The following is a 19,175-nucleotide window of genomic DNA, read 5'->3' as shown; positions in this document are numbered from 1 at the left end:
CGGGGCCGGAGCGCCTTGTCAGGTCGGAAAGGTGCTTTGTTTTCAGTCAGTTACAAGATGGTTTTGCAAAAGAGATTCATGCAATGAACGCGCAGCTACAACCCACCGGCTCTGCCTATTTCATTACCAAGGAGACCGAAGCCGCCGAAACGCACACGCTGGCGGTTCTGGTAGACAACGAACCGGGCGTTCTTGCCCGCGTCATCGGTCTGTTTTCCGGCCGGGGCTACAACATCGACAGCCTGACCGTTTCTGAGACGGAGCACGAGCGGCATCTCTCGCGCATCACCATTGTGACGCGCGGTACGGGCCACGTTCTCGAACAGATCAAGCATCAGCTTGAGCGTATCGTGCCCGTTCACCGGGTGATCGATCTTTCAGTCGTCGCCGACGAGCGTGGCCATGATCGCCCGATGGAACGCGAACTTGCGCTGGTGAAGGTGAGGGGACAGGGCGATGACCGCGTAGAGGCGCTCCGTCTGGCCGATGCTTTCCGCGCGCAGGTGATCGACGCCAATACGGAGCACTTCATTTTCGAGATCACGGGGCGCGTTTCCAAGATCGAGCAGTTCATCGCCATCATGAAGCCGCTTGGCCTTGTTGAGGTCTGCCGCACCGGCGTTGCAGCGATGAACCGCGGGCCGGAGGGCATGTAGAGGCCTCCCGGCAGCGGAAGGGACAATTTTTCGGCGCAGGGTGACAAGTTTCAAATGGCCTGCGCCGGAAACCGGGTCAATAATACTGACATTCAAACCCTCTGTCGGATTCCTGCCTGGGAGCAAACGGATGTCGCCCGACGTCTTCCTTGCCTTGCTGATTTTTTCTTTCGTTTCCTCGGTCACGCCGGGGCCCAACAATTTCATGCTGCTGGCTTCCGGCGTAAATTTCGGCTTTCGGCGCACCATTCCGCACATGTTTGGAATTGCAGGGGGATTTGCCTCGCTGCTTCTGGCTGTTGGCTTCGGCCTCGGCGCGGTGCTTACGGCCATGCCGGCTCTTCATGTGGTGCTGAAAGTCGCCGGGGGGGCTTACCTGCTCTATCTTGCGTGGCGCATCGCCATGTCGCGGGCCCTCAGTCAGGGGGGCGACAGCAAGTCCCAGCCGATGACGTTTCTGGAAGCTGCCGCCTTTCAGTGGGTCAACCCGAAGGCCTGGGTCATGGCGTTGACCGCGATGGCGGTCTACACGGATCCGGCTGCACCATTTCTCACCGTTCTTCTGGTGGCGCTCGCCTTTGTCGTCGTCAATTTTCCAAGCGTTTCCGTCTGGGCCGGCTTCGGCGTCGCCCTGCGCGGTTTTCTGGCCGATCCCGTCCGCCTCAAATGGTTCAACATCGCCATGGGTGTGGCGCTGGCCGCAACGCTTTGGCCAATGCTGCGCTAGGGTCAGGACCCATTAATATGATCACAATGGCGTTCGATAGACCAAGAGATGCAAGGAGAAGCCCGCAGAGCGGGGTCTTCCCCCGGTCAAGGGGTTTGACGCGGCAGGTCGCCGGACTATCGAGCGTCCTTCGGATCGACCTGATTTGCACGGGCTACTTTGTCGCAAGTCCTTGAAAGACGTGAAGTCTTCCTGCGGTCCTGCTTCGCGTATCCGCACAAATCAGGCCGACCATTGCCGCCATATTGATGGGTCCTGACCCTAGATCGAATCCGAGACAACGAAACCTGCCGGTAACGGAACCGGACCGACCACACCGTCAACTTGCATATCTTTAATTAGCCGGCTATCTTATTTCTCCACGCAGCGTGGCGGAGTGGTCGGATGGCGAAGCTCGATGAAGCCACGGTGACGTGGCGGCTGTTCCTGTCCGTATTCGCGCTCTCTCTCCTCTTGTTTGCCATCGGCTGGATAATCCATGAACCGCCCGACAAGAGGCCTCTGCTCGATGTGGTGGGCGGTGGGTTTACCGTCGATCACAACACGGCGGAGATCCACTACGATCTTTCCGTTAAGCAAGTTCGACCGCTGCGACACGGCATGATCATCGAGGCGGATTTCGAAGACCCGGCCGGCAACGGCTATTATGTCGTGCGCGAGCGGGTCCAGCGCTGGCGCAGGCGATACAGTCTGCGTTCGCCGCCTGTCTGCGGGGTGAGGGCCCGCAAACGCTATCTCGTGATGCTTCGGGTTCTGAATGACGGTGGGGATGACGAGCTCTGGCATGATGTCTTTTATGTTACGAGCCATCTGGATGAAGACGTCATGCCCGAGCCCCCTGTCACCACCTGGCCCGGCCGAAACCTGACACCGTATCAATAGAGCGCTGCGGCCTGTTCAGACGATGGCGAATCTGCTTTCTGGGCTGGATGGAATTCTCCCCGCAACAGGATGCGGCGCTGAACGCCGTGGCAAGCTGGCTGAAGGCCGGTCAGAGCCAGATTTTCCGTCTGTTCGGCTATGCCGGAACGGGCAAGACCACGCTGGCGCGCTATTTCGCCGAGCACGTGGATGGCGATGTCCAGTTTGCCGCTTTCACCGGCAAGGCGGCCCAGGTTCTGCGCTCGCGCGGGGCCACCAATGCACGCACCATCCATTCGCTGATCTATCGCCCGCGCGGCGAGGAGGAGGTGGAGGACGAGGTGACGGGCCGCACGTCCATTTCGCCGACTTTCTCGCTCAACCGCCAGAGCCCCATTGCCAAGGCGGCCATGGTGATCATCGACGAGTGTTCGATGGTGGACGAGGCGCTTGGCCGCGATCTGATGTCGTTCGGAACGCCGATCCTGGTGCTGGGCGATCCCGGCCAGCTTCCGCCGATCTCGGGCGGCGGGTTTTTCACCGAGCACGAACCGGATCACCTTTTGACGGAAATCCACCGTCAGGCGCGCGACAATCCGATTATCCAGCTTGCACTCGACGTGCGCGAGGGACGCGAGATTTCCCATGGCGATTATGGCGCGGCCAAGGTGATTTCAAAGGCCGAAGTCGACCAGGATCTCGTGCTGTCGGCCGATCAGGTGCTTGTCGGCACCAACCGCACCCGCCGGCGCTACAACCAGCGCCTGCGTGAGCTGAAAGGGTTTGATGCCGAGTACCCGCAGGCCGGGGACAAGCTGGTCTGTCTGCGCAACGATCCGGCCAAGGGTCTGTTGAACGGGTCGCTCTGGAAGGTGATGACCTCTTCCAAGGAGACGGTAAAACCCGGCATCAACCTTCTGGTCTCGCCCGAGGAAGACGATCCCGATCGCGGTGTCGCCAAAATCAAGCTCCTTAAGGCGGCCTTCGAGGATCCGGGCGCGGACATACCCTGGCAGACGAAGAAGCGGTTCGACGACTTTGACTATGGGTATGCGCTGACCGTTCACAAGGCGCAGGGTTCGCAGTGGGATGAGGTGGTGTTGTTCGATGAGAGCTACGCCTTCCGCGATACGCGTCAGCGCTGGCTTTACACGGCGATCACCCGCGCCTCCGAGCGCTTGACCATCGTGCGATAGAGCGGTCACCGGACCTCTTTCGGTGCCTCAGTCGATGATCGATACGTCCGGGTGAAAAGCGTGGGCGACAAACGCGAAGGTGATGTCATGGGCGACATCCCTGCCGTCATGCGTCACACGCACCGTGCCCACCTCACGCCCCTGTGCGATGTCGCCGGTATCGAGCGCGGAGGCCACGCCCTCTATGTAGACAATGCTGTACCCGTCCTGTGAGAACCCGTTCCGCCTTACTCTTTCGAGGCTAACAATGACAGGGCCCTCTGGTGCGCGTATCACCACCACCCGCGCCATGGCTGGAATGTTTTCCGGCATCTCCCCCGAATACAGGAACGGGACCGCAGAACTGTCATAGCCGCGATAGGGGTTGCGTCCATAATCCCGGAAGGCGGGATCGCCCGGAACGAGAACCGCGCCATCAGGATGTGCCTGCCGGAACGCGGCGAAAGACACAATGCGTGACGGTATGAGGGAGAGCTTCTGTCCTTCCAGTTCACCGGCGATGGCGGTTCCGGTGAATTGCTGCCACCAGCTTTCCGTCTCACGGTCATACATGATGAGATCGGAGTTTCTGAGTTTCCCCGTGGTGCCGAACTCCAGTACGCGGCCTTCCAGCCGACGGTCGAATACGATGGAAGCGTTGCACAACGGGCAGTATGTCACGGCGACGGGCCGGCCTTCGACTTCATCATTGACGATCTCGTGCCAGGTCAGGACCCGCAACGGGTAGGCTCGTGCGGTATCGTTGATGACGAGCTGGATCAACGGTTCACGGTCTGCGAGATCGGTCAGGCTCGACGCCGGGCTAAAACGGGGATTGTCGATGGACGGGATGCCGTCGCGGGGCGGGCCACCTGAGCGGATTTCCTCATGTTGGACAGACATCCGCGAAAAATCGGTCTTCCAGCCCTCGCTTTTCCATCGTGCAGGATCCGCCGTGGCTCCATTGGCAAGGAGGGCGAGAAAAGCGACGGTGATAGCGGGGACTGCAAGTCGCATTACCTTTAGCGTGACGTTTTGGAACTCCCGGGTGTCTGCCCATCTGGAGCACTTCCACTTTTCCTGGAATTGCTCTCGAGCACCGTGCGTCCATTCGGACGCACAAAGGGCGCTGCGCGGTAGCGAGCATGTCAGCATGGCTCAGCTTCACAGACCAATCACCTTTGCGTGGTGAAGCTCTCCGCCCGGCGAGCCATTCAGGGGCAGGCCGGTCAAGCCGTATCAATGGGTCCCGACCCTAGCTCGGCTCCGCGCCCAGCCACTTCCACGCCTCTTCCACCTTTTCATAGGGAAAGTACTCCATCTCCATGGAGAAGAACGGGCGGAAGAAGGCGATGGTCGTGCCCATCCAGGCCGGTCCGCCAGCCACTGCATATTTGCGGATATGCTTGAGTGCGTTGGTCTTGCCGATCATCGTCTGCTCCTTGAAGGCGGCCTGCCAGTCGAAACCTTCATAGTCGTGGATGATGACAAGCACGTCGATCCTGTCATGCACTTCGTAGGCGCCTTCGAGCAGGCCGTAGAGGTTTTCCATGTCGGCTGCCGTAATGTGGCCGACGATCTCGAAGGCGTAGGCATCGTCGCGGCTCGTCTCGATGCGCCGCACATTTGGAGGATTGTCGTTGACGGTCATGGTCTGCTCCTGACGGCTTTCCAGCCTGCCTTTCTCGACAACGCGATCTGGGCCTGTCCGTTCCGTCCCGAACGCGGTATGGAGCGATGGTAATGCATCGAGCGCAACAGAAAAGCGGGACGCAACAATGCCGGCAAAACTCTCCGTCAATCTCAATGCTGTCGCAATGCTGCGCAACCGGCGTGGCCTGCCATGGCCGAGTGTGACCGGGTTTGGCCGCATCGCGCTTGAGGCGGGCGCCTGCGGGCTGACCGTGCATCCGCGCCCGGACCAGCGCCATATCCGGTTTTCCGACGTGCCGGAAATCCGCGCGCTGCTCGATGACGAATTTCCCGACCGGGAGTTCAATATCGAGGGGTTTCCCACGGAAGACTTTCTGATGCTTGTCGAGGAGAACCAGCCCGAACAGGTGACGCTGGTGCCTGATGATCCGGCGCAGGCCACCTCCGACCATGGCTGGGACTTTGCCGGGCAGGGCGATTTTCTAAAACCCATCATCGCGCGGCTCAAAAAGCAGGGCTTTCGCGTTTCGCTTTTCGCCGACCCTGATCCCGATCAGGTGCCGGCGGCGGCGGCACTCGGGGCGGACCGGATCGAGCTCTACACGGGCCCTTATGGCGGTTGCCATGATGATTCCGAAAAGGCTGCTATCGAACTGGAAAAGCTCGGCAAAACGGCGGACGCCGCTGCCGCGCACGGGCTGGGCGTCAATGCCGGTCACGATCTGACGGTGGCGAATCTTTCAGCCCTTGCGCGCCGCATGCCGGAACTCTGCGAGGTTTCCATCGGCCACGGGCTCACCGCCGATGCGCTGGAATACGGCATGGCCGAAACCGTGCGCCGCTTCATCCGCGCCTGCGAGGGCTGATTTACCTCCAAATCGCCCGCAAATGGTCACGGCTTTGCCCAGACCGTTAACGCGCATGGACAGGGTTTCTTAGGATTCCCTGACCTATGCATGGGGTGGGTTTTGAGGTGTTTTCATGCGTATCGTTGCAGTGACCGTGCTGCTCGCGCTGGCGTTGGCAGGCTGTGCCTCGACGCCGCGCAGCATCAACAATGTCTGTTCCGTCTTCGACCAGAAGCAGGGCTTCTTTGGCGGCTGGTATACGGAGGCCAGGCGCGCCGAGCGCAAATATGGCGTGCCGGCGGAGGTGCTGATGGCCACGATCCGGATCGAATCCGGCTTCGATGCCGATGCGCGCCCGCCACGCCGCAAGCTGCTCGGCTTCATCCCGTGGAAGCGCGCTTCCAGCGCCTATGGCTATTCGCAGGCGCTCGACGGTACCTGGGAGCGCTACAGGCGCGAGACGGGCAATGTGATGGCGCGGCGCACGAGCTTTGCGGATGCGGTGGATTTCGTCGGCTGGTATCACCAGACCAGCAACCGCACCAATGGCGTGGCGCTCAACGATGCCTACGGGCTTTATCTCAACTACTATGCCGGGCATGCGGGCTATCGGCGGGGTGTCTGGCGCAACAATCCGCAGATGCAGAAATCCGCCCGAAAGGCCGCTGGCATGGCCAATCAGTATGGTCAGCAGATGCGGCAGTGCGGGCGTTGATGCCCGCCACCTGGTACCCCGAATAGAAACGATCCTGTGCCCCGCACCAACTCAATGCGGGGCTCCGTGTTTCATTCCAGCGCATTTTCCCGAAGTGCGGCGATGATACCCACGAACCAGCTTGCAATCCTGCGGATCGTGTGACAGAACCGTACCGTACGGTACGATATGAGAGCGGGAACAGAAACCTTCGTGCGCCACATGCCGGAAATGCAGGATGACTATACGCCGCGCCAGCGCGCGGTGCTGGACAAGGCGCTCGGGCTGCTGGTGGAGGGCGGTGAACGCGCGCTGACGACCGCAGGGCTGGCGCGGGCGGCCAATTGCTCCAAGGAAAGCCTCTATAAATGGTTTGGTGACCGCGACGGGCTTCTGGCCGCGATGATCGCGCATCAGGCGAGCAAGGTGCGCGCACGGATCGACGGCGGCGAGAAGCTCGACCATGGGCGCTTTCGCACGCATCTGGTGGATTTCGCCAATGATCTTCTGCAGGTTCTGGGGGGCGATGTATCGCTGGCGCTCAACCGGCTGGCCATCGGGCAGGCGAGCCGCGAGGGTAGCCGGCTGGGCGCGCTTCTCATTGAGCGGGGCAGACATGGCATCGACAAGCGCGCGGGCGCGCTTCTGGAGGCGGGCCGGCAGCGCGGCCTGATCGCCTATGGCGACCGCGATGCTGCCTATCACACATTCTATGGCCTGATCGTGCGCGACCTTCATGTGCGCATGCTTCTGGGCGAGGCCGGCGTACGCCAGCCGGAGAATTACGCCGCGCTCGCAGAGGAGGCGGTGGAGCAGTTTTTCGTTCTCTTCGGAGTGCGAAAAGAAGAGACGACCGGCCGGGACAGGGTCTAGGCAGTCGAAAACGGACAACAGTCAGTTGGATCAGGAAAGGAACTGAGTATGCGGGTGTATTACGATCGCGATGCCGATCTCAATCTCATCAAGAGCAAGAAGGTCGCCATTATCGGTTATGGCAGCCAGGGCCGCGCCCACGCGCTGAACCTGAAGGATTCTGGCGCCAAGGACATCGCCGTGGCACTGCGTCCGGGCTCTGCGACCGCCAAGAAGGTCGAGGCCGATGGCCTCAAGGTGATGTCGGTGGCCGAGGCAGCCGCTTGGGCCGACCTGATGATGATGGCCACGCCCGACGAGCTGCAGGCCGGCATCTACAATTCCGAGATCGCGCCGAACATCCGCGACGGTGCGGCCATTGCCTTCGCGCATGGCCTCAACGTGCATTTTGGCCTGATCGAGCCGAAGAAGACCGTCGACGTGCTGATGGTTGCGCCGAAGGGCCCGGGCCACACCGTGCGCGGCGAATATGAGAAGGGCGGCGGCGTGCCGTGCCTGGTTGCCGTTCACCAGGATGCTTCCGGCAATGCGCTGGACCTCGGCCTTTCCTACGCCTGCGGCGTTGGCGGCGGCCGTTCGGGCATCATCGAGACCACGTTCCGCGAAGAGTGCGAGACGGATCTGTTCGGTGAGCAGGTCGTTCTGTGCGGCGGCCTGGTCGAGCTCATCCGCGCCGGCTTCGAGACGCTGGTTGAAGGCGGTTACGCGCCGGAAATGGCTTATTTCGAGTGCCTGCACGAAGTGAAGCTGATCGTCGACCTCATCTATGAGGGCGGCATAGCCAACATGAACTACTCGATCTCCAACACCGCAGAGTGGGGCGAGTATGTCACCGGCCCGCGTATCATCACGGCAGAGACCAAGGCAGAGATGAAGCGCGTTCTGCACGACATCCAGTCCGGCCGTTTCACCACCGAGTGGATGCAGGAGTGGCACGCAGGTGCGGCCCGCTTCAAGGCGACCCGTCGCCTGAACGACGAGCATCCGATCGAGGAAGTTGGCGAGAAGCTGCGCGGCATGATGCCTTGGATTTCCAAGAACAAGCTGGTGGACAAGGAAAAGAACTGATCTTTTCCAAATTCTCAGACAGAAGGCCGCGGCATCGCCCGCGGCCTTTTCTTTTTGTATCTGATCGGTGCGAAACCTGTTTCGGGATGAAACAGGTTTCTGGCACGTTTTTAGCTACAGAAGCCTCATGGGAAGGTTGCCCTTGAGGAGGCAAGGATGATGTCGGATACGGAAAAGCCCACAGGTCCCGAAAACCCGGTTCACACCGAGCGGCGCGAGCATGCGCGTGAAGATGTCGAGCGCCGCGCCAGGCTTTTCTGGAACAATGGAAGCTGCATGCTCCCTGGGGTCGTTCTCGACCTGAATGAAGACGGCGCCCGCATCCGCTTTGGCGATATCTGTGCCATTCCCGATGAGGTTTACGTCGAGATCGAAGGCAGCGACCGCGTGCGCCCGGCGGTTATCCGCTGGCGAAGCCTGACGGAGATCGGCGTGGCATTTGATTGAACTTTGAAGTGGGCTAGCGAGATCATCCCGCTGCCTGCCACTTCAAAGGCTCGCAAGCGCTGTATCCTGCAGAGATTTCTCGCGTCATGTTTTCCATTTGACTGCTTGATTTAAAATTATGGCTTATAAATAATTTAGAAAAATTTACTTTATGGACCTAATATTTACGTGTATTCTTCCAATTTATTTTGGAGAATGTTTTGAATAAACTATCATTATATTCGTTTCCTTTGTCTTTATTTTTATATTCCTCCGCTGGTGCGTGGGCGGAAGATGGCGCTGGTATAATCGAGAGGAAAATGGATGTGACTTCACGTTGCCTTGAAGCGGCACGCGTGACCTGGGCAGCCCCTCTCGTTCTGCCTGACGATGGTGGATTCACCAAATACGGCGTAGCAGTCGTCGCTGGCCCTGGCCTGTCTGATGCTTATCGTCCGGCGTTCGTCTGCCTGGTCGATTTGGAGACGGGTGTGGTGGAGCTGTCGAAAGGCCTGGACATCAGTCCTCTCCTGCCAGGCGTTCGAGCGCTGACAGGAGAGTGAGGTCATGCAACAACGATTGAGTTGTGCAATCAGGTGCCGGATTGCCACGGCTCGAGGCTCAAGAGTTTTCTTCCAAGCTCTATAAGCTCGGCCGTCTTTGAATTCTTTTTCTCTCATTCGCGCGGGTCGCCGGGGAAGGTGCCGCGTTTGGGGTGGTCCAGTTCGCGCCAGAGGCGGAGGCGTTCTTCTTCGTTTCCGTATTCGGCCGGGTGCACGGCGATGTACTGGTTCATTCCCGATGAGGTTTATGTCGAGATGGAAGGCAGAGACCGTGTGTGCCATGTCATCATCCGCTGGCGGAGTCTGACGGAGATTGGCGCGGCGTTTGATTAATGGGACGGGTGCCGGACGTAAATCCCGTCCGGCACGGTTAGCCTATTTTGCGGCGAGCGCATCAATGATGGTTTTGCCGTCCTCGAAGGAGATCTTGGCCTTGTCCAGACGGATTTCTGTGCGCTCATCGGTAAGGACGACATTGCCGCTCGCATGCAGAACGTTGGTGTCGTCCACTGTGATTTCTTCAGCGCTCACTTCGAATCGATCGAGATTGGAATTATCATCCGCGGCGAGTGCAGGTCCGCTTGTTATGATCATTGATATAATTGAAATTGATATTCTATTCATTACCTGAAACCATTGTTATTTAGAGCATTAATTTATTCTACGCCTGCCTGGTTATTCAGTGTTTGCGGCAAATGTGTGTGCGGGGTTTTCGCAAGGTATCGAAGACGGACAAAGCGGGCAGGCGTAAACAGGCCTTATCCCTGGCCAACGGGAAGCGGTTTGCCTTCCATCGAAAGCGATAGATCCTGAACCCTGCTTTTTTCAACTATGCGGCGACCAGGGGTCGCCTCGGACGGCAAACCCTTCTCGTGATCTCACGTCTCAATCCCAACCCTTCAACCCCAGCAACTTCTCCCCCAGCTCCGTAAGCTCGGCCGTCTTGGCGTTCTTCTTTTCCCATTCGCGCGGGTCGCCGGGGAAGGCGTCGCGTTTGGGGTGGTCTAGTTCGCGCCACAGGCGGATGCGTTCCTGGCGTTCTTCCTCGTTCTCGTATTCGGCCGGGTGCATGGAGATGTATTGCGCCATCCGCACCCGGTCCTTCGAATGGTTCGGCCGCACGCCATGCGCCAGGAGCGAATTGAAAATCAGGAGATCGCCCGCTTCCATGTCGATGTTGGTGATTTTGAAACCGGTCGTGTCCGGGTGCATCGGGTCTCGGTCTTCGGGCTGGGTCTTTACCCATTCCTCAAAATGCTCGAAGAGCTCGGGAATGCACTGGAAACCGCCGACATCGCCATCCTGCTTTTTCAGGCTCAAAACGCCCTGAACGCCGATGGGCAGTGGGCGGATCGATGTGTCTGCATCCCAGTGGATGAAGCCGTCGGGGTTGCCGGGGTTTTTCTTCGGCGCATTGAGATTGGCGCGGTCGATGGTCACCCAAAGGTCCTCCCGGTCCCAGATGTCCACGAAGGCGTCGTAGACCCGCGGTTCCATCCGGTTGTCCCACAGATGCTGGTGATTGTAGATCTCCAGCATGCCGGTGTTGTTGAGCTCCTTCATTTTGTGCTCGCGGCGCTGCGGGGCGTACCAGGTGGAAGGATCGTTCGGGTCTTTCTCGTCAAACGTCCAGAGCAGGTCGACGAGACGTTCGACATTCTCCCGCGGCACGGCCTGACGGACGATGACGTAGCCCCTGGTGGTCCAGTGCTGCCAGTCTTCGGGTGAAAGAACGCGCAGGGGCAGCGTCTTCTCGATGTCTTTTAGCTGCGTGCCCATCTTGCTGGTCGAAGGGTGCGCGTCGCGTTTGATGACTGCTTCCTGCATGGTTTCCTCCCTGGTGTCCTGCATTGCTGGCAAGAGAATACTGCGGGAACCCATGGCGGTGTTGTACTGACATGGCCGATATTGGTACAATTATGGCGTTCTGTAGCGAGGTAGCGCCCGATGAGGCCGTTTCTTGAGACATTGCCAACTGTGCCGGGGGCATCCTGGAGCATGCTCAACCGGCGGCTCGACGATGGCATTCCCTTCGAATGGCACCACCATCCCGAATACGAGCTGACGCTGACGCTCAATTCGAAGGGACAGCGTTTTGTCGGCGACCATGTCGGCGAATACGGCGATGGCGATCTGGTGCTGGTGGGGGCGAACCTGCCGCACACATGGGCCTCGCGGGCACGGCCGGACCCGGCGCAGCCACATGTGGCGCTGGTCATGTGGTTTCGCCATGAATGGGCGCAGGCGCTGGGGGAGGGGTTTGCCGAACTGCGCCCCATAGCCGGGCTTCTGGCGCGCGCGGAGGCGGGGCTTGCCTTTTCGCCACAGGTTTCCGAGCGGGCGCGGCCGATGATTGAATCCCTGTTCGAGGCGGAACTGGCCGAGCGGTTTCTGGCACTGGTCAGGGTTCTTCTGCTTTTGGCCGGGGACGGGGATGCCGAACCTCTTGCAAGCACAGTGGCCGCCCGCGATCTCGACCGTGCCGACCGCGAGCGGATCGACCGGGTATTGCTGCATATCCACACGCACTATGCGGAAGGTCTCAGCAATGGGGATCTGGCCGGGATCGCCGCGCTCAGCGCGTCCGGCCTGCATCGCCTGTTTCGCCGGCACATGCGCACCAGCATTTCCGACTATGTGATGCGGCTGCGTATCGGCGAGGCCTGCATGCGCCTTTCATCGGGAGATCAGCCGATCGGCCATGTGGCCGAGGCGGTGGGCTATCATTCGCTCGCCAATTTCAACCGACAGTTCAAGGCGCTGCGCGGCATGACGCCCCGCGCCTATCGGGCGCTGTTTCGCGGTTAAGCGTCATTGCCCGCGGCGGACGGCGACATTCTGGAGCGTCCCCGCTTTTCCTGGAATTGCTCTATCGCCCATAGGGCGAGACGCAGCGCCTGCGCGGTCCCTTGTAAGGCTGAAAGCTATTGTCGCCGGCCCGGTAGGAGCGATATTTTTTGCTGCACCAGGCAAGATGTGCCGCACGGGCATTGTGGCCCGGATAGGCGCGCGGCATCGCCCGCCGGTAGGTGCGTTTCGGCTGGTAGCGCCAGTAAAACGACCGTGTTCCATGCCGCGGCCTGAAGAGCGGCCGTCCCGGGCCGTAAACATCGTTGAAGCCGTAGAAATAGCCTGCGAAGCGGCCATGCGGATCGTGCCAGCGCGACCATGAGGGAATGGCGCGGTCGTGAAGCCGGTACATTGTGCGGCAACGCTCGATCCAGTGGCGGCGATGCATGTCGCCCAGCGTCAGTTGCATGCGGCCGGGAAAGAGACGCCGCATCGCGCGCCGTTCGTTCCAGTTGTCCAGACAGACACGGTTCCCGGCTGAAAGAGTGAGACGACCGGCAGACGCATTCTGGGCGCCGAGCAGACAAAGAGCGACAATCAGGACCAGTTTCAAAGAACGCATTTTATGCAACTCCAGATAGATTTTCTGGACTTTAGTCGCGTCCTCCTGTCATAAAAGTCGGATTGTCGTAACAGTTTTTGCAAATTGTTCCGGTGCAGGAACCCGGCCATAAAAATGGCGCGGACCGGCCGCGCCATTCTCGGCAATCCAGCCTGCTTCCTACCGGAAATACGGTGAGATGCAGGGCCTGCGCGGGCCGTGATAGGGCTGGAACGTGTTGTCGAACGCTCGATACGACCGATAGCGGTTGTAGCACCAGCGCACATGCGCACGGGACAGCCTCACAGGCCGGCCATAATAGGGACGCGCAGGGCGCGGGCGAACGTGGTAGGGCCGGTAGTAATAGGGAGCGGGGCGGCCAAACTCGAAGTAGAAGCCCGCGCGCGGGCGATGCCGGTGCCATTTGCGGCGTTCGTGGTGGCGGCGCCATTTCCTGCGATCCCGCCGGTCGACCTGCACGACAGGGGTTTCAGCCACCGAACGCTCAAGCGCGCTCGAGGCTGCACCGCTGGCGATGCCAAGCGCATTAGCGTTTGCTGGCGCACCGACGAAGACGAAGCCCAGGGCGAGCAGGCCCGAACAGGCGATTTTTGTCAGTCCGTGTTTCATAGTGGTCTCCTGATTTCCAGACCCCCAAAAAATGCCCCTTCATCTCCTTTGCTCAAGCAATGTCAGAGATGCTTATAGTATCAGAAGCAAGCATAAACTCCATGAACGTGTGATGAATGGCAGCGTTGCCGGGCCTTTGAGCCAGGGATCAGGGACGAAGGCAGGGGCGCGATCAGGGCGTGACGAGGGTGCGGGCCAAGGGGCGGGCCAGGGTGCGGACTTGAAATCCGCGCTGCACCGTTTAAACGTGCAGGCATGTCGCTCCGGCTCGCCACTTTCAATGTCGAAAACCTGATGAACCGGTTCGATTTTTCCGGGTTCCGCAACGATTTGCATCGGGATCGCGCGCTTTCGCTCTATGAGATCGAGGATGAGGCGCATTATCGAGCGCTCGAACAGGCGCGCGCAGTTGCGCTGACGGACGACGCCAGGCAATTGACCGCGCTTGCCATCGCAGCTACGCGCGCTGATATTCTGTGTCTTCAGGAAGTCGACAATATCGCCGCGCTCAAGGCATTCGAATACGGCTACCTCTTCAAGATGATCGGCAATGGCTACCGCGAGAAATATTCCGCTTCCGGGAATGATTCACGCGGCATTGACGTGGCGGTGATGATGCGGCCCGAGACCGCGCATGGTCAGCCGATCGATTTTGAGCGCATGACCAGCCACGCGCATCTGACCTTCGCCGATCTCGACCTCCACAACGAAGCGCTGGCGGAACTCGGGATCGAGCCACAGGACCGCATTTTCCGCCGGGACTGCCTGGAACTCGACATCAAGGTCGGTGGGCGGCCCATGACGCTTTATGTCGTGCATTTCAAGGCCATGAGCCCGCCGCGCAACGGCATGGACGGGCGCACGGCCTCCATGCCAGTAAGAATGGCCGAGGCTGCGGCGGTTCGGCGGATCATCGAGGAGCGCTTCGGTGGAGCGGAGCGAGCTTCTGCGAAGCGCTGGGTCATCTGCGGTGACCTGAACGACTATCGCGAGCGCGTCGTCATTTCCGGTGAAGCGCATGAGGGCTACCGGTTCGAGCCCGTGCGGGAGCCGCTTTCGAGCGTCAACACGCTGACGGCCGGCGGTTTCTGCCAGAATCTCGTCGAACGCCGCCCCGAGATGAACCGCTGGACGCTTTATCACACGCGCGGGCCGCAAGAACGTCACCTTTGCCAACTCGACTATCTGCTTGCCTCGAAGGCGTTGGCGGAGCGGAACCCCCGCGCGGTTCCGGATATTGTCCGTTCAGGGCAGCCCTGGCGCACGATCTTTCCACCGGAACAGGACGTGCCCCGTTTTCCGCGCGTTGGCTGGGATCGCCCGAAGGCATCCGACCATTGTCCGGTGGTGGTTCAACTCGACATCACCTGACCGGGACCTGACCGGGAGGCGCATTCGACGGTCATTCATGCCGCAGGGCGTCGATGGGGTCGAGCCGCGCGCCGCGCAGCGCAGGAAAAAAGCCGAACACGATGCCGATCATGGCCGAGACAGCCGCGATTGCGCTGACCGCCGTGAGGTTCGGCACAAAGCTGACATTCATGAACGCAGTGACGACCCATGCAATGGCAAGGCCGAGCCCGATGCCGATCAGTCCGCCGAGCAGCGAGAGCACGGATGCCTCGGTCAGGAACTGAACCAGAATGTCGCGCTGGCGTGCGCCGATCGCCATACGGATGCCGATCTCACGGGTGCGCTCGGTTACCGACACCAGCATGATGTTCATGATGCCGATGCCGCCCACCAGCAGGCTGATGGCGGCGATGGCGCCGAGTATGGCCGTGACATTGCCGATGATGCTGCCCGCCTGACGCATGTATTCGGCCATGTCGTCGACCTGAAAATCGTCGTTGCGCCCAGGTGCTATCCGGCGGAGACGGCGCATCTCTTCGGCAACCCGCACTTTCAGTGGTGCGACCAATGCCTCGCTGGGGGCGTTGATCAATATCTGGGCAAGCTCATTCCTGCCGCTGATCCGGGTTTGAAAGAGACCGAGTGGAATGAGGGCGAGCGTGTCCTGGTCCCCGGAGAATGAAGCGCCCTTAGGTGCGAGTTCACCGACGACCCGGCAATGCGGGTGGCCGATGCGAATGCGGGCTCCGATGGGGTTCTCCGTGCCGAAAAGGGCCTTGGCCACCTTGCTGCCGATCACACAGGTTCCGGCATGGCTGGCCACCTCGAGGGGAGAGAGCAGGCGACCGCGCTTCAGTGTCCATTCGCGCAGCGTGAAATAGGATTCGCTCACGCCCCGGATCTGTGCCGAGAGGCTTCGCGCCCCATAGGAAACGCGTAGCCGGGTTTCGGCCTGGGCGGCAATGGTTGCGTGCTGGCCAATGGATTTGTCCAGGTTCATCAGGTGCTCGTTTGTGAGTGGCTGCACCTTGATTTCGGCTGGAGAAGCGGGATCACGAACCATGCCGGCAAAGGCGAAAATCAGGCGACTGCCCTGGCCGGCCATTTCGGCACGTATCTGCTCCCTGGCACCGCCGCCGATGGTCAGCAGTGCGATCACCGCCGCCACGCCGATGATGACACCCAGAAGCGTCAGGAGTGAACGCATCTTGTTGCGGGCGATGGAGCGCAGCGCGAGACGGACAGACTCCAGGAACATCAGACTGCCGCCCCGGCATCGCTGTCGAAGGCGATGCGTCCGTCATGAAAGCTGATCTGGCGGCTGGCAAAGGCTGCGATGTCGGCCTCGTGGGTCACCATGACGATGGTCAGCCCGCGTTCACGGTTGAGCGCCGTCAGCAGCGCCATGATTTCGCGGCTGCGCTCTGTGTCCAGATTGCCGGTCGGTTCGTCGGCCAAGAGCAAGGTCGGTTCCGACACCAGTGCGCGGGCGATGGCGACGCGTTGCTGCTGACCGCCGGAGAGGGCGGCCGGTGTGTGGTGCCTGCGTCCTTCGAGCCCGACCTGTTCCAGGGCCTTTTCGGCCATGGCGCGGCGCCCAGGGGCCGGAAGAGCACGGTAGATGAGTGGAAGTTCGACGTTTTCGAGTGCCGTCGTCCGGGGCAGGAGATTGTAGCCCTGAAACACGAAGCCGATATGCCGGTTGCGCAGTTCCGCCCTGCTGGCGTTGTCCAGCCGACCGGCATCCGAGCCCATGAAACGGTAGATGCCGCGGGACGGGACATCGAGGGCGCCGAGAATGTTCATGGCGGTGGATTTCCCGGAGCCCGAGGGCCCGGTTACGGCGGTGAATGTTCCCCGTTCAATCCCGAAACTGATGCCCGAGAGTGCATGGACCTGTGTGTCACCCCCGCCGTAGCTGCGCCACACATTCTCGAATGCGAGAAGCGGCGCGGTTTTGCCCGGCGCGTTCATTGCGCGTGCGCACCGGTCAGATCGCCGGTGATGACGCTCTGGCCCTCCGACAGGCCGGAGAGCACCTCGACCTTCTCCCAGTTGCGCACGCCAAGCCGCACACGTACCGGCTTTAGCTTGCCGTTTTCAAGCACGTGAACGAGGGCGGAGTCCCGCGGCTCTCCGGGCCCTTTCAAGATCGGCTCCTCTTCCATGATCTGCGGCCTGTACCGCAAGGCGCTGGCAGGGATGAGGAGAGCGTTTTCGGCTTCGTCCGTTTTTATCGACACGGAAGCGGTCATGCCCGGGCGCAGCTTGAGGCCGCTGTTGCGAACGTCGAGATTGGCCTCATAGGTAACCAGATTGTCATCGTTTTTGTGGGCGAAGGACACATCGCGGATCGCCGCGCGGAAGGCCCGGTCGGGATAGGCGTCGACCGTGAAACTCGCCTCCTGCCCCTGAGCGACCGCGCCGATATCGGCTTCGTTGATCTTTGCGATGAGTTCCATCCTCTCCAGGTCTTCGGCGAGGATGAAGAGCACACCGTCGTCGGATGAGGCGAACATCGTTTTGCCCGGTTCTGCGCTGCGCGAGAGCACCACGCCATCGATGGGCGAGCGGATCGTTGTTCGACTGAGATTGAAGCGCTTGAGCCTGAGTTCCACCTGCTTGACCGAAAGATCGGCCCTGGCTGTGGCGACCCGGTTCTGCGCCCGATCATATTCGGCCTGCACGTCTTCCAGCTTTTGCTCGCTGAGCGCGTTTTTGGCTCTGAGAGCCCTGGCGCGAGCGAGCTTCCTTTCGGCTTCCTTCAATGAAATCCCTGCATCGGACAGGCTTGCCTGCGCTGTTTCCACAAACGCCTCCCCGCGTTCCACCTCATATTCGAAAACCGTGGAATCGAGCTTTGCGAGGATGTCGCCACGCCGGATGCGCTGATTTTGTCGAACGGGCACGGACTGAATCGTGCCTTTCAGCTCGCTTGAAATCTCGATCTGCGTGCGCGGGCGCAGGACAGCCGTTGTCGCGACCCGTGCGACGAGATTGCCACGTTCCACGAGCTGGCTCGTATAGGCTGCTTCCGGCTGCCCTGACCGGGCGCCTGCAAAGAACCAGATGCTGGCCGCCAACAAAGCTGCGCCCGTCAGCAGCAGGGACCAGCGGCGTTTTGTTCCTGATGACCTGGCTTTAGCGCTGGGGTCTTGCGCGATCGCCGATGCGGCCCCGCCGGATTCATGATCGGTCATTTTCATGGTCCGCCTGTCGTTTGCAGTGCGCCCCGTTCGCGGTGACGTGGTATGACGAGTGTGGGCAAAAGATGGCAAAGCGCTGCCGGATCGACCGTATTGTCCGAATGGCGTGCATATTTCCGTGAGAGGCGAGATGACTGGGCGAAACTATTATATTTACGACGTTTTTTCCGATGAGGCTCTGGCGGGAAATCCGCTGGCCATCGTGCTCGATGCAGAGGGCCTCGACGATACGGCCATGCAGCGGATCGCGGATGAGTTCAATCTCTCGGAGACCGTGTTCGTGCTGCCAGCGGAGAATGACAACCACGCCGCCCGGCTGCGCATCTTCACACCCCGTACGGAACTGCCTTTTGCCGGACATCCGACGGTCGGCACAGCCATTGCACTGGCGGAGCGGGCGGGCACCGGTGACGACGGCATTCAGACCTCCATCCTGATGCTTGAAGAAGCGGTCGGGGCGGTGCGTTGTGCGGTGACCGTCGGGAAGAGAGCGGCCTATGCTGAGTTCGATCTGCCCAGACTTCCGGTGTCTTTGCCGATTCCGATCGAACCGGAGGCGGTGGCTGCGGCCCTCGGGCTCGGGCATCATGAAATCGGGTTCGAGAACCACACAATCAGCACCTGGAGCGCCGGCGTGCCCTATGTGTGCGTGCCCGTCGCCGATCTGGATGTCGCGCGCCGTGCCCGGATCGACGCAGCGCTCTGGCGCTCACTTCTTCCCGAACTGGAGGGGCCGGCTGCCGCTCCTTACATCTATTGCCGGGAGACGGTGAACCACGATCATGCATTTCATGTGCGCATGTTTGCCCCGGATGACGGGATCGCAGAGGATCCGGCCACCGGCTCGGCGGCTGCAGCCTTTGCCGGTGCAATCATGCAGTACGATGCCCTGGTCGACGGGGCGCATGGTCTGCTGATCGAACAGGGCATTGAAATGGGGCGACCGTCCAGCATTCGCCTCGAAATCGATGTCCACGGGGGTGCGGTCGAATCCGCCCGCATCGGTGGCCATGCGATCCGCGTGGCGGAGGGCAGGCTGTTGATTTGAGCA

General features: G+C 60.6%; 22 protein-coding genes. 13 read left to right on the top strand and 9 right to left on the bottom strand.

All coding sequences use genetic code 11. The annotated features are described in order from the left end of the window. Nucleotides 1-83: 83 nt before the first annotated feature. The 4 genes from ilvN to BLW55_RS04175 all read left to right on the top strand — a co-directional run bounded on the left by ilvN (nt 84) and on the right by BLW55_RS04175 (nt 3,440). Nucleotides 84-656, top strand: coding sequence for an acetolactate synthase small subunit (gene ilvN, locus BLW55_RS04190; protein WP_007007756.1), 573 nt, complete (start codon nt 84-86; stop codon nt 654-656). Between the two features lie 130 nt (nt 657-786). Beyond that, the gene (locus BLW55_RS04185; RefSeq protein ID WP_007007757.1) at nt 787-1,383 is read left to right on the top strand and encodes a LysE family translocator; all 597 of its coding nucleotides are present in this window, start codon (nt 787-789) and stop codon (nt 1,381-1,383) included. Between the two features lie 384 nt (nt 1,384-1,767). Next, nucleotides 1,768-2,265 (top strand): hypothetical protein, encoded by a 498-nt coding sequence (locus BLW55_RS04180; RefSeq protein WP_007007758.1) that lies wholly within the window; start codon nt 1,768-1,770, stop codon nt 2,263-2,265. A gap of 47 nt (nt 2,266-2,312) precedes the next feature. After that, nucleotides 2,313-3,440 carry an ATP-dependent DNA helicase gene (locus BLW55_RS04175; RefSeq protein WP_090326912.1) on the top strand — a complete coding sequence of 376 codons (1,128 nt, stop codon included), beginning with the start codon at nt 2,313-2,315 and terminating at the stop codon, nt 3,438-3,440. A gap of 27 nt (nt 3,441-3,467) precedes the next feature. Here BLW55_RS04175 and BLW55_RS04170 read toward each other — a convergent pair whose 3' ends face one another. Then, entirely contained in the window at nt 3,468-4,322 is an 855-nt protein-coding gene (locus BLW55_RS04170) for a DUF3179 domain-containing protein (protein ID WP_244423391.1), read from the bottom strand. Nucleotides 4,323-4,674: 352 nt separating this feature from the next. Then, complete coding sequence (locus BLW55_RS04165) at nt 4,675-5,070, bottom strand: SpoIIAA family protein (protein WP_007007762.1); 396 nt, start codon at nt 5,068-5,070, stop codon at nt 4,675-4,677. Nucleotides 5,071-5,197: 127 nt separating this feature from the next. Between BLW55_RS04165 and BLW55_RS04160 the strand changes: the two genes are divergently transcribed. From BLW55_RS04160 to BLW55_RS20610, 6 genes are all read left to right on the top strand, one after another. Further along, nucleotides 5,198-5,938, top strand: coding sequence for a pyridoxine 5'-phosphate synthase (locus BLW55_RS04160; protein ID WP_090326909.1), 741 nt, complete (start codon nt 5,198-5,200; stop codon nt 5,936-5,938). Between the two features lie 115 nt (nt 5,939-6,053). Next, on the top strand, nt 6,054-6,635 hold the full coding sequence (locus BLW55_RS04155) for a transglycosylase SLT domain-containing protein (RefSeq protein ID WP_007007764.1): 582 nt from the start codon (nt 6,054-6,056) through the stop codon (nt 6,633-6,635). Nucleotides 6,636-6,803: 168 nt separating this feature from the next. After that, nucleotides 6,804-7,487: a TetR/AcrR family transcriptional regulator gene (locus BLW55_RS04150; protein WP_007007765.1), complete on the top strand. Its 684-nt coding sequence runs from the start codon at nt 6,804-6,806 to the stop codon at nt 7,485-7,487. A gap of 48 nt (nt 7,488-7,535) precedes the next feature. Continuing rightward, a complete protein-coding gene (gene ilvC, locus BLW55_RS04145) occupies nt 7,536-8,555 on the top strand; it encodes a ketol-acid reductoisomerase (protein ID WP_025030596.1) in 1,020 nt (339 codons plus the stop codon). A 156-nt stretch (nt 8,556-8,711) separates the two neighbouring features. Then, the gene (locus tag BLW55_RS04140; RefSeq protein ID WP_025030595.1) at nt 8,712-9,002 is read left to right on the top strand and encodes a PilZ domain-containing protein; all 291 of its coding nucleotides are present in this window, start codon (nt 8,712-8,714) and stop codon (nt 9,000-9,002) included. Between the two features lie 305 nt (nt 9,003-9,307). Further along, a complete protein-coding gene (locus BLW55_RS20610) occupies nt 9,308-9,544 on the top strand; it encodes a hypothetical protein (RefSeq protein ID WP_143038415.1) in 237 nt (78 codons plus the stop codon). Nucleotides 9,545-9,919: 375 nt separating this feature from the next. Here the strand turns inward: BLW55_RS20610 and BLW55_RS21015 are convergent, their stop codons facing one another. Together BLW55_RS21015 and BLW55_RS04120 are read right to left on the bottom strand one after the other, a co-directional pair. Further along, nucleotides 9,920-10,054, bottom strand: coding sequence for a hypothetical protein (locus BLW55_RS21015; RefSeq protein WP_280109686.1), 135 nt, complete (start codon nt 10,052-10,054; stop codon nt 9,920-9,922). Between the two features lie 375 nt (nt 10,055-10,429). Further along, nucleotides 10,430-11,371, bottom strand: a complete 942-nt coding sequence (locus BLW55_RS04120; RefSeq protein WP_090326905.1) for a phytanoyl-CoA dioxygenase family protein — start codon at nt 11,369-11,371, stop codon at nt 10,430-10,432. 120 nt (nt 11,372-11,491) lie between these two features. Between BLW55_RS04120 and BLW55_RS04115 the strand changes: the two genes are divergently transcribed. Beyond that, complete coding sequence (locus BLW55_RS04115; protein ID WP_177175015.1) at nt 11,492-12,352, top strand: helix-turn-helix domain-containing protein; 861 nt, start codon at nt 11,492-11,494, stop codon at nt 12,350-12,352. A gap of 61 nt (nt 12,353-12,413) precedes the next feature. Here the strand turns inward: BLW55_RS04115 and BLW55_RS04110 are convergent, their stop codons facing one another. Together BLW55_RS04110 and BLW55_RS04105 are read right to left on the bottom strand one after the other, a co-directional pair. After that, the gene (locus tag BLW55_RS04110; RefSeq protein ID WP_090326900.1) at nt 12,414-12,956 is read right to left on the bottom strand and encodes a BA14K family protein; all 543 of its coding nucleotides are present in this window, start codon (nt 12,954-12,956) and stop codon (nt 12,414-12,416) included. 159 nt (nt 12,957-13,115) lie between these two features. Then, on the bottom strand, nt 13,116-13,565 hold the full coding sequence (locus tag BLW55_RS04105) for a BA14K family protein (protein WP_007007773.1): 450 nt from the start codon (nt 13,563-13,565) through the stop codon (nt 13,116-13,118). A gap of 255 nt (nt 13,566-13,820) precedes the next feature. Here BLW55_RS04105 and BLW55_RS04100 point away from each other — a divergent pair, with 255 nt between their 5' ends. Next, on the top strand, nt 13,821-14,936 hold the full coding sequence (locus tag BLW55_RS04100) for an endonuclease/exonuclease/phosphatase family protein (protein ID WP_090326897.1): 1,116 nt from the start codon (nt 13,821-13,823) through the stop codon (nt 14,934-14,936). Nucleotides 14,937-14,967: 31 nt separating this feature from the next. Here BLW55_RS04100 and BLW55_RS04095 read toward each other — a convergent pair whose 3' ends face one another. Genes BLW55_RS04095 through BLW55_RS04085 form a run of 3 tightly spaced genes read right to left on the bottom strand, consistent with a single transcriptional unit; the run spans nt 14,968 to nt 18,001 of the window. After that, on the bottom strand, nt 14,968-16,176 hold the full coding sequence (locus tag BLW55_RS04095; protein ID WP_090326895.1) for an ABC transporter permease: 1,209 nt from the start codon (nt 16,174-16,176) through the stop codon (nt 14,968-14,970). Next, a complete protein-coding gene (locus BLW55_RS04090; protein WP_090326894.1) occupies nt 16,176-16,892 on the bottom strand; it encodes an ABC transporter ATP-binding protein in 717 nt (238 codons plus the stop codon). Before BLW55_RS04090 ends, BLW55_RS04095 begins: the two co-directional genes overlap by 1 nt. Next, nucleotides 16,889-18,001: an efflux RND transporter periplasmic adaptor subunit gene (locus tag BLW55_RS04085; protein ID WP_177175014.1), complete on the bottom strand. Its 1,113-nt coding sequence runs from the start codon at nt 17,999-18,001 to the stop codon at nt 16,889-16,891. The genes BLW55_RS04090 and BLW55_RS04085 overlap by 4 nt, the downstream gene beginning before the upstream one ends. Before the next feature lie 253 nt (nt 18,002-18,254). Between BLW55_RS04085 and BLW55_RS04080 the strand changes: the two genes are divergently transcribed. Beyond that, on the top strand, nt 18,255-19,172 hold the full coding sequence (locus BLW55_RS04080) for a PhzF family phenazine biosynthesis protein (RefSeq protein WP_090326890.1): 918 nt from the start codon (nt 18,255-18,257) through the stop codon (nt 19,170-19,172). The last annotated feature ends 3 nt before the right edge of the window (nt 19,173-19,175 follow it).

The organism is Nitratireductor aquibiodomus, assembly GCF_900105565.1.
Classification (GTDB): domain Bacteria; phylum Pseudomonadota; class Alphaproteobacteria; order Rhizobiales; family Rhizobiaceae; genus Nitratireductor; species Nitratireductor aquibiodomus.
Note: the sequence above shows the minus strand (reverse complement) of the source record. Positions and strands in the feature narration are given on the sequence as shown.

What these genes read in the sequence shown, in the direction of transcription:
- BLW55_RS04080 (WP_090326890.1), top strand. Translation starts at nt 18,255, where the DNA reads ATGACTGGGCGAAACTATTATATTTACGACGTTTTTTCCGATGAGGCT.
- BLW55_RS04185 (WP_007007757.1), top strand. Translation starts at nt 787, where the DNA reads ATGTCGCCCGACGTCTTCCTTGCCTTGCTGATTTTTTCTTTCGTTTCC.
- BLW55_RS04120 (WP_090326905.1), bottom strand. Translation starts at nt 11,371, where the DNA reads ATGCAGGAAGCAGTCATCAAACGCGACGCGCACCCTTCGACCAGCAAG.
- BLW55_RS04105 (WP_007007773.1), bottom strand. Translation starts at nt 13,565, where the DNA reads ATGAAACACGGACTGACAAAAATCGCCTGTTCGGGCCTGCTCGCCCTG.
- BLW55_RS04175 (WP_090326912.1), top strand. Translation starts at nt 2,313, where the DNA reads ATGGAATTCTCCCCGCAACAGGATGCGGCGCTGAACGCCGTGGCAAGC.
- BLW55_RS04095 (WP_090326895.1), bottom strand. Translation starts at nt 16,176, where the DNA reads ATGTTCCTGGAGTCTGTCCGTCTCGCGCTGCGCTCCATCGCCCGCAAC.
- BLW55_RS04170 (WP_244423391.1), bottom strand. Translation starts at nt 4,322, where the DNA reads ATGTCTGTCCAACATGAGGAAATCCGCTCAGGTGGCCCGCCCCGCGAC.
- ilvN (WP_007007756.1), top strand. Translation starts at nt 84, where the DNA reads ATGAACGCGCAGCTACAACCCACCGGCTCTGCCTATTTCATTACCAAG.
- BLW55_RS04180 (WP_007007758.1), top strand. Translation starts at nt 1,768, where the DNA reads ATGGCGAAGCTCGATGAAGCCACGGTGACGTGGCGGCTGTTCCTGTCC.
- BLW55_RS04165 (WP_007007762.1), bottom strand. Translation starts at nt 5,070, where the DNA reads ATGACCGTCAACGACAATCCTCCAAATGTGCGGCGCATCGAGACGAGC.
- ilvC (WP_025030596.1), top strand. Translation starts at nt 7,536, where the DNA reads ATGCGGGTGTATTACGATCGCGATGCCGATCTCAATCTCATCAAGAGC.
- BLW55_RS04115 (WP_177175015.1), top strand. Translation starts at nt 11,492, where the DNA reads ATGAGGCCGTTTCTTGAGACATTGCCAACTGTGCCGGGGGCATCCTGG.
- BLW55_RS04150 (WP_007007765.1), top strand. Translation starts at nt 6,804, where the DNA reads ATGAGAGCGGGAACAGAAACCTTCGTGCGCCACATGCCGGAAATGCAG.
- BLW55_RS04090 (WP_090326894.1), bottom strand. Translation starts at nt 16,892, where the DNA reads ATGAACGCGCCGGGCAAAACCGCGCCGCTTCTCGCATTCGAGAATGTG.
- BLW55_RS04160 (WP_090326909.1), top strand. Translation starts at nt 5,198, where the DNA reads ATGCCGGCAAAACTCTCCGTCAATCTCAATGCTGTCGCAATGCTGCGC.
- BLW55_RS04110 (WP_090326900.1), bottom strand. Translation starts at nt 12,956, where the DNA reads ATGCGTTCTTTGAAACTGGTCCTGATTGTCGCTCTTTGTCTGCTCGGC.
- BLW55_RS04155 (WP_007007764.1), top strand. Translation starts at nt 6,054, where the DNA reads ATGCGTATCGTTGCAGTGACCGTGCTGCTCGCGCTGGCGTTGGCAGGC.
- BLW55_RS04140 (WP_025030595.1), top strand. Translation starts at nt 8,712, where the DNA reads ATGATGTCGGATACGGAAAAGCCCACAGGTCCCGAAAACCCGGTTCAC.
- BLW55_RS04100 (WP_090326897.1), top strand. Translation starts at nt 13,821, where the DNA reads ATGTCGCTCCGGCTCGCCACTTTCAATGTCGAAAACCTGATGAACCGG.